The sequence below is a fragment of the Streptomyces sp. NRRL F-2664 genome (assembly GCF_000719345.1).
GTDB lineage: Bacteria > Actinomycetota > Actinomycetes > Streptomycetales > Streptomycetaceae > Streptomyces.
The window spans coordinates 1-5,990 of sequence record NZ_JOFX01000105.1 but is presented as its reverse complement, the minus strand read 5'-3'; the positions used below and the strand labels follow the sequence as shown (position 1 = coordinate 5,990).

General features: G+C 62.9%; 3 protein-coding genes and 5 pseudogenes. 4 read left to right on the top strand and 4 right to left on the bottom strand.

Annotated elements, in window-relative coordinates:
• Positions 1 to 165 (top strand): annotated as a pseudogene (locus IF89_RS45265) (protein translocase subunit SecF); the annotation flags it as partial.
• A gap of 133 nt (positions 166 to 298) precedes the next feature.
• Positions 299 to 1,486 carry a sensor histidine kinase gene (locus tag IF89_RS43380; RefSeq protein ID WP_158718066.1) on the top strand — a complete coding sequence of 396 codons (1,188 nt, stop codon included), beginning with the start codon at positions 299 to 301 and terminating at the stop codon, positions 1,484 to 1,486.
• A gap of 87 nt (positions 1,487 to 1,573) precedes the next feature.
• Here IF89_RS43380 and IF89_RS49470 read toward each other — a convergent pair whose 3' ends face one another.
• Both IF89_RS49470 and IF89_RS0133995 read right to left on the bottom strand, forming a co-directional pair.
• Positions 1,574 to 1,738: a transposase gene (locus IF89_RS49470; protein ID WP_324605400.1), complete on the bottom strand. Its 165-nt coding sequence runs from the start codon at positions 1,736 to 1,738 to the stop codon at positions 1,574 to 1,576.
• A 550-nt stretch (positions 1,739 to 2,288) separates the two neighbouring features.
• Positions 2,289 to 2,609: pseudogene (locus IF89_RS0133995) on the bottom strand (winged helix-turn-helix domain-containing protein); the annotation flags it as partial.
• 1,269 nt (positions 2,610 to 3,878) lie between these two features.
• Between IF89_RS0133995 and IF89_RS49465 the strand changes: the two are divergent.
• Positions 3,879 to 4,052: pseudogene (locus tag IF89_RS49465) on the top strand (IS630 family transposase); the annotation flags it as partial.
• A 164-nt stretch (positions 4,053 to 4,216) separates the two neighbouring features.
• Here IF89_RS49465 and IF89_RS48425 read toward each other — a convergent pair.
• Together IF89_RS48425 and IF89_RS49865 are read right to left on the bottom strand one after the other, a co-directional pair.
• A pseudogene (locus IF89_RS48425) lies at positions 4,217 to 4,866 on the bottom strand (IS5/IS1182 family transposase); the annotation flags it as partial.
• A gap of 94 nt (positions 4,867 to 4,960) precedes the next feature.
• Complete coding sequence (locus tag IF89_RS49865; protein WP_078628721.1) at positions 4,961 to 5,362, bottom strand: peptidase inhibitor family I36 protein; 402 nt, start codon at positions 5,360 to 5,362, stop codon at positions 4,961 to 4,963.
• Positions 5,363 to 5,854: 492 nt separating this feature from the next.
• Here IF89_RS49865 and IF89_RS49860 point away from each other — a divergent pair.
• Positions 5,855 to 5,990, top strand: a pseudogene (locus IF89_RS49860) (IS701 family transposase); the annotation flags it as partial.

Genomic DNA, 5,990 nt, shown 5'->3' with positions numbered 1-5,990 from the left:
GCGTACTCCTCGATCTTCATCGCGACCCCGCTGGTCGTCGACCTCAAGGAGCGCGAGCCGGCGATGAAGGCGCTGAAGAAGCGGGTGCTCGCCAAGCGCATCTCGGTCGAGAAGGGCGGCGCCTTTGTTGCACCTCCTAGTGTCGACAGCAGCGAAAGACCTTAAGAGTCCTCTAGCTTTAAAAGCGCGTTCAGAACCTCGGGAGATGCGTATGGCACGCAAAGGCGGCTCCATCCGATACCGTTTGCCCAATTTTAGGCGCCCGGAAGTACAACCAGGAGCTTCGGTTCCTGCTGTCATGCGCGATAATGCCTGGCTCGCGCTGCGCATTCAAAGCGCAGTCCGAATCGGCATCACAATTGCGCTATTTACCATGAATATGACGGTCTTCCCGCCGCGTGATCACGCATTTCTAATTTACGCAATCATGGGAAGCTATGCGGCGGTTAATCTGTTCCTTTTGCTGGCGCACTGGAATTGGCTGACACCCCTGCGTGCCGCGCTTTGGCCCATGCTTATCGACCTTGCCGCAATTACAACGGTTCTTGCGCTATCTGGCGGTTTCCCTAGTGCTACATCTAACTATATTACACTCTTCGATGATCTGTACTTTCTCGTGCCTATCGTTGTAGCCTTTCAGCTTGTTCCGCATGTGACCGCCTTGGCGGGAGTCGCATCCGTCAGCGCCTACCTAGCAGCCGCGGCGGTTGCAACTGCGGCACCCGACTGGGTCTACCTGGTGACCCATGCGTGCTTCATTGCCATGGTAGCGCTGTGTTGTGTGCTCTTCTCCGCATTGCAGCGTTCCAGGGTCTCTACCATTGCCGACCTCGTTCAGCAGCGGTCAGTGCTCCTCAGTCAAGTGATCACCCTGGAGGAAGATGAGCGGCGCAAAATCTCAGAAGTCCTTCACGATGGGGCCTTGCAGAACATTCTGGCAGCCAAGCTGGATGCTGAGGAAATCAGTCAGGCAGGGGTAGGACAAGCGACCGAGGGCTCATTATTTCGACTTCAGTCCACACTCGCTGACGCCGCTCATCAGCTCCGCTCGTCCGTCACCGAACTCCATCCCGATCAGGTCAAACTCGCGGGATTGGAACGGGCCTTGCACTCACTGTTCGAGAAAGGTGCACGTCGCGGTGGATTCGAACTCGATTTTACTTGTCAGGTAAGTGGCCCGACCCCAGTGGATGAAATTATCTTTCGCGCCGCCGGCGAATTTCTTTCCAACATCGTAAAGCATGCGGAGGCCCGCCGGGTCCAGGTCCGTTTGATCGCAACGGAGGAGAGGGTGAGGCTTTCCGTTACCGATGATGGCAGAGGAATTGCCCCCGGTCAGCTGGCCGCTAAAGCCAAGGAGGGCCACATTGGGGTATCATCGCAGCGGGTAAGGGCAGAAGGGGTGGGCGGTCGGCTAACCCTGGAGAGTGTGCAGCCCCATGGGACGGCAGCCGTTATTGAGCTGCCGTTTCAATGTGATCGGTGAGGTCGCCCCTCTCGCGGCTTCTGTGATGCAGAAGCATGCTGAGCGTGACTCTCGTGCCACTGCACGTGCGCTGCCTACCTCCGGCCATCACCAGGCCCGGCCCTTGAGGGCGGTCAGCAGCAGGGCGAGCACCTTCTCCTTCATCCCGTGCTCGACCAGGTGCGTGCGGAACTCGGACAGCACCGAGGCATCGAACCCGGGATCATCCGGCTCCAGGCCGAGCGCGTGTTTCAGGTCCGGGCCGTACCTCACCCGATGCGCTGCCCCGGTGGGTGAAGTTCTCGGCGAACTGCAAACCGTCACCAGCTCCAGCTGGCTCGGTGACAAGCCCGGTCGGCCTCTGGATCCAAACGCCTCGGCAAACCCGGCGTCCGCGAACAACTCGCCCATTCGTCACGGCGGACCCGCATCGCCAACGTTCGGGTACGAGCCCCGAGCCGCCACCACCCCCACCTGCGCGGTCAGCTCGGGCACGTTCGGCCACGGCCTCGGCCGCATCGACACTCCACACCCCGCCCGCGTGCGGGGACGCCAAGACGGCCGCTGCTGCCCCAGCCAACGAGCCGCCTCCGCCGGGCACGGAATCGGCCACCAGGATCGCTATCGGCCGCAAACGGCGGTGATCTTGCCGCGGTGTGTCACCCTATGGGTGAGTCGGGGGTCGTGCGGCTGCGGTGCATGAAGCCCCGCGAGGATGGTCAACGCGTGGCCCGTGCACCGGCTTGGATGACCTGGCCGAGCCCGGACGCTATTGAAGGACGAGCAAGGGCTCGTGTCGGCAAGGGCGGCGCGACGCAAACCGCTACGTCACCTCGTGCAAATTCTCGGCCGGCTTGATTAGGTAACCGACTCCCCGCTTGGTGTAGATCATTGGAGGCATGCCGAGGCTGCGCTCCAGTTTTTTGCGCAGGTAGGAGATGTACAACTCGACTACATTGACGTGACCGCCGAAGTCATACGGCCACACCCGGTCCAAGATCTGGGCTTTGCTCAGCACCTGCTCCGGGTTGCGCATCAGATACCGCAGGAGCTCAAACTCGGTGGCAGTCAGACTTACATGCCGGTCGGCCCGTACCGCCCGGCGGCTGCCCTCATCTAGCCGAAGATCACCGACAACCAGCACCTAACACTCCACACCACCTGTACCCCACGGATATCGGACTTCCTACCTGGAGGGTGTAGCAACCGATTGAGGCAATAATCGGTGCCGGCTCCAGCAGCGCAAGTTTAAAACAAATAAGTCCTGCAGCGCGATCCTAAGCCCTGGACGTCGCGGCCGAGCGCTCCCACCCTGATCGAGAACCAATGCAGCCCTGCGAGCCCGACGCAGCCCTCAAGCGTACGCGTCAAAGTAAATTCCGGATGGATGCTTGCTGGACACCGACACATCACGCGGGCATAGGGTCTGACGTGAGGTCGGCAGCTGACGCCGACCCCCGCGGTGGCGGTCAGCGTTGCCACCCGTTCAAGGCAGGAGTTGGAACGAGATCCCGCCCGGAGCCCTGCCCGTTGCAATTCCTATCCGCCGCCGGTCCGTGGCAAACCTAGAGGAGCCAGTAGGGATGCACTGACCTACGACGCCTCAGACTGTTGCGAAACTCGACTCGCCGGGATCGCTGCCTGGAGTCCCCGCTTCGAGCTTCACCTGCGGCGGCGCCGGACTTACCAATCGCCACTGCGGCAACCAGATGCATACTGGTTCAGCCCCTTCACTCAACTGAGAGCGTTAGGAGGCGAGGAAGGAACGGACCCGCTGCCACAGGGAAGGGCGACGTCGCGTGTCGGCAGTCGATGGCTTCCACTGAGCGTGAAGCACCCTCCAAAAGTCGTTCCATGCAGCAGTTTCTGTGGGCCCGCGTCCCGTCACGCCGATACCATCACACGTTACAATATATCCATCCGGCGTTGATTCCACCGACGGTGCTCTGGTCATGCGATTATCCCATCCTGGTATGCGGTGTCAGCAATCTGCCTGGATCAGACGGCGCAGGGCCTAGCCGGTAAGGCCCAACCCGAGAAATAAACTCACCAAAGCCACGCCTTCCAATCTGATGATCTCTGGTCTACCTTCACACACCTTCCGAGTGACGGACTTCCTAGAGGCAATCTAAGTGATACTCAGGGCTTTCGCAGGTGCGGGCATGTGGGAGGCTCAAGGGGCCTACGGCCCGCGCCTGGCATGCGACTAATCTCTGGGTCAGGGCTTCTGAGGCGGCCCGACGGCCGCTGAGAGCCTTTGGCGCTGTAGCCGCAGGAGAGGCGCTGCCCCTGTAAGGGGTTTCGCCCTCCTGCAATGGGACCGCGGGCCTCCGGGCCCGGTATGACTGAGCCATTTCCGACCTCACTCTGAGGTGGTCAGACGCAGCTGGTGCCGGGTGATCCGCGTTTCGGCCTGATGCCCCTGCCCGGCCGGCAGTGGGCCAACCACGGCGGCAGACACCAGAACCTCGACCGCGCACCCCGCCGACGCCGTCGGGCCACCTACGACGGAGTACGCCACCTCTTCGCCGCCCTCGACCTGACCTGGGACCGGCTCTACGGCCACATCAAGCCCGTCAAGAGGCGCGCCTCCCGCGCGGCCGACTCCTGGCCTCCAGCAGACCCAGCACCGACGCCACCAGCCCCATTCCCACCGATCAAGACGCAACCCGCCGCCACGAGACTCCCGCACAGCACCGAAACCCGCTCGTGAACAGCGGAAACTCAGCGATCCCGACCGAATAGACAACCGCTTCTGAGGGTAGCGACGGCCTGTTCGACGAGGGTCCGGAATGCATAGGATTCACAGCTTGCTGGCCTACGGAGGGGGTCTCCCACGTCCCGGCGCGAGATACGGACGGCGCCGTCGGCACCTCGGTAGCCGTTGTCGGCTCAGCACGGGATGTCTGCCTCGGCGGGGGCGTCGGTGATGCCGTGTCCGCGGTCCGCACGGATGTCGCGGACAGCGCCGGGCAGGGCCGGTAGGGCCGGTAGGGCCGGTAGGGCCGACATCCGGCCGGACGGGTCGGCGGTGACCTGGGCGTTCATTCCGCCGCGTGTGATTGCCTGAGCAGGCGGGCCGGTCCGCTGCGATCGGCCGGTCGCCGGGAGAGCCCAGAATCAAGTAGCCTGCGGCGACGCGGTCCGCACCACACCGGTCAATCCCAGCGCGAGAGCGGCCAGGCGCTCGAGAGCCTCGCTGACGTAGCGGCAGGTCGTCGTGGTGCCGATGCCGAATCCTGTGGCGGCCCGTCCGCAGGTGCGCGAAGCGGGAGGGTGGGGAGGGCGGCTGGCGGCCGACGCTCAGGCGCCGCCCCCGGAGCCGGTCGCGCGGCGGTGGCGCCGCAGCTGCGGCGTGGCGTAAGGAAGCCGAGGGTGGAGCTGGACACGTCGACGCCCATCGGGTAAGCCCCTCGCGTCCTGACTGAGGGCCGCTTCCAGACCCAGACCCTGGCATTGGAAGTCCTCGCCCACCCTCGGTCCGGTGTCGAGGCCTCAGCAGTCCTCAATTGAGGATGCTATGTCGTTATCTTCTCTAAAGTTGACGTTATTAGCCGCACCTTGCTGTAGCCCCCTTCCAGGGCCCGAGAAGTTGATGTCAGGATACCAGCAGTAGCGACTGCTTGTCGCATTTGCCCACGAAGACATCTCATCATTGAAATTTATTCCTCTGAAGTCATTTAGGTCACGGCCCTCTCTGACACCATAACCACCCCCGCGTAGGCCCTCGTCCTGATAAAGGCACAGGTAGCCGTTGGGGCAGGGGCCCACATCCAAAAGCCGCAAGAGGGCAGGGGTGCCGAAAGTGGTAGCCGCCTGGGAAGGAGGGGCGGGAAAAACAAGGAAGAGTAGCGAGCCGATGGCCGCTGCGGTTAGGCAGGTCCGAATGCTCCTCATGGCAACCCTCCAGATGGGTGTCTAGGGTGCCGTTCGAGTGTACCGCTGGGCGCTGAGAGCGCATTCGCTCTGGTGATCGGTAAGCGGCGCCGGAGCGTAGCGGACTGCCGACCATTGAGTTCTTCAGCGTTGCTTCTCCCGGGTGGGGACGGCCTTGACGATTGACGTCACCTGTTGGGCTGACGCGGACCCTGCGGAAGATGCGCGAGGCCTGGAGGTGGGCGAAGGACCGTTCAACGGGTGAGCGGAGTCGGGCGTGTGCCCGGTTGGCGGACATTTCCTTTCAAGGTAGGGACGCCTGATCCACAGCCTCACCCGGCCCCGCCCAAGCACCTACCACGTCTTGCACTGGTCACACTGGCGACGGCGTCGACAGTGCCAGGCACGTGTCAGCCACTACAAACGACGCGCTCACTCACACCCCTAGTAGGGCTTGGTCGGGTTCGATCGCCGGTGGCGTGTCCGGTTGATTGGCTGGGTCGTTGATCGGGTGTGTTGGCTGAAGAGTTGGCGGCGGTCCGGTGTGACCTGGAGGATTTCGCGGCGGAGGTATGCGAGCCGTTCGGGCGGGCGGATCAGCGTTGGTGGGGTCGATCTACCTGCGTGGTCTGCTGATGGACGGCGGGCG